Source organism: uncultured Methanofollis sp. (genome assembly GCF_937919355.1).
Lineage (GTDB): Archaea > Halobacteriota > Methanomicrobia > Methanomicrobiales > Methanofollaceae > Methanofollis.
Genome location: NZ_CALFSA010000047.1, coordinates 1 through 2,170 on the forward strand (window position 1 = coordinate 1; position 2,170 = coordinate 2,170).

Here is a 2,170-nt window from a genome sequence, read left to right on the forward strand (position 1 = left end):
AAAAAGGATAATCCCAAGAATAGATGAATTATTCTACAAACCACCCGATAAACCCCAGCACCTTTCAGAGTAACTGCAGGGTGCAGCATCTCCGTTTTCGACTCGACATCAACCAGGAGAACTTTTCGGCAGCACCTCTAGCCCACCTGCACTGGACACCATAACCCCCCTAGTCAACGCGTTTCCCTGAAACGCAATCAACGATGCTCTCAGGATCAGAGCCTTCAATCTTTAGGTCTTCGGGACAAAGGTGAACAAACACGATCCTATACCGCACGGTTCCAATCGCTGAACAGCACCTTCGATGCCGTCTTCATCACCATTCACACCTATCCCAACGAACAGGACTATAAGTATCCCGATTACCGGGAACGAAATCGCCCCTCCCGTACCCCCAGGGATCAATTCTCAAAATATCGGAGACGAAATCCATGCCGGATCCGATCACACGATCATCCCTCAGGGACATCTGATCCTCTCCCTCTCCGGGCGATGTTCTTGAAGATCTCTTTTTCTTCGATAGATCTCGTATAAAAGATGATTCTCTCCCCGATTAAATATCCGATAACAAATCAGAATAAAATAAAACCATTTTTCGTCAAATAATTCCACAATGTATGCCCATTACACATTCTGGTGATTTATCGTGTCAATTTACCAATCAATGAAAAATCAGTGGGAGACCATCACACGCGCCTATCCATGGCACTTCATCGGCTTTTTGATCCTCGCCATGCTCATTCCCAGGCTCTACGAACTCACCAATGTCTACTGGATCGGCCAGATCAGTTTTGACGCCCTGGCAATCACGGAGCAATACGAGTTCATCGCCGTGACGATCGAAATTGTCAACGAAGCGATACCATTCGGGATACTGGCTCTGATCGCACAGAACTATCACGACCGTGAAAGAGTCATCTCCATCTTAAAAGCAGGGCTGATCCTGCATGTGACCTTTGCCCTGATCGTCACCTCGATCGTCCTCCTCTTCACATCGGAGTTCGTGTCGACGATCGGGACACCCATCGAGATCGTCCGGATGACCACACAATATCTTGTGTTGAAGTCGGTCGCCCTCCCATTCGAGGCCGTGGCCTACCTCTTCCTCATCGCCATCAAGTCCATGCAGAAGGGCAGGGAGGCGCTCTACCTTGTCCTCGTCTCGGTCATCCTCAACATGATCCTCGACCTCTTCCTCATCTCGAACACCTCCCTCTCGCTCCACCTCGGCATACAGGGCGTGGCAATCGGGTACGTGATATCGAAGATCGCCCTGATGGTGATATCGCTCCTCTATACCCTTCACCTGCTTCATCTGGACTGGGTGACCATCGCCTCGACAACGTGGAAGGAAAATGTCGTCCCGCTGTTCAAAATCGGAGGGTGGACCGGTCTCGACTCCCTCGTGCGCAACGTGGGGTACATGGGCCTGCTCCTCGTGCTGAACGTCATCGGCACCAACGAGTTCGGCGGCTACGGGCTCGCCATGTGGGTAATGTGGACGCTCCTCATCCCGGTCCTCGCACTCGGGGAGGGGACGAGCGTCGTCGTCGGGAACTACTTCGGCGAGAAAAAGTACCGTGAGGCCAAGAACGTCGTGATCACGTCGATGATCCTCGTGATCGCGATCATGGTCGCGATCGCACTGATCGGGGTTCTGTACTGGGAAAACATCTCTGCCTTCTTCAATCCGAACCCCGAGATGGTGAAATACTCCACCGAAACATTCTGGTGGCTGATCATCCCCTATATCGGCTTTGGAATCGGCACGGTCCTGAGAAGCGTGTTTTACGGGACGGGCCAGACACGCTACATCTTCTATATCGCCTGCTTCGTGAACATCGGCATGATCCTGCCCTATGTGGCCCTGGTAAAATTGGGCTTTATTCCGGCCACCTTTACGAGCGTGATGATGTTCTATACGATCTCCTTCCTCGCCGATCCGGTGCTGGCCTATATCGGGGTAAGGAGGGCGATCACGCGAGTATTTCCCGCGAACGAGGGCGGTTCGACACGGACAGGTGTATCTCCCTGACCTCCGCCCTTTCCTCCCCCACCCAGAAATACTAACGAACTACTAAAATATGCAAAATTAGTATTTCATCTTCAACGAAATGTGCAACCTGCGGGGAGAGGAGGACAGAGAGCGGTGATCGAGAGGCTTCATGCC

The 2,170-nt window shown here is 52.0% G+C and carries 1 protein-coding gene; it reads left to right on the forward strand.

What is annotated here, in order from left to right; genetic code table 11:
- Positions 1-664 precede the first annotated feature (664 nt).
- Entirely contained in the window at positions 665-2,035 is a 1,371-nt protein-coding gene (locus tag Q0520_RS02380; RefSeq protein WP_298666070.1) for an MATE family efflux transporter, read from the forward strand.
- Positions 2,036-2,170 lie beyond the last annotated feature (135 nt).

Coding starts and splice junctions, on each gene's coding strand:
- Q0520_RS02380 (WP_298666070.1), top strand. CDS start 665: ATGAAAAATCAGTGGGAGACCATCACACGCGCCTATCCATGGCACTTC.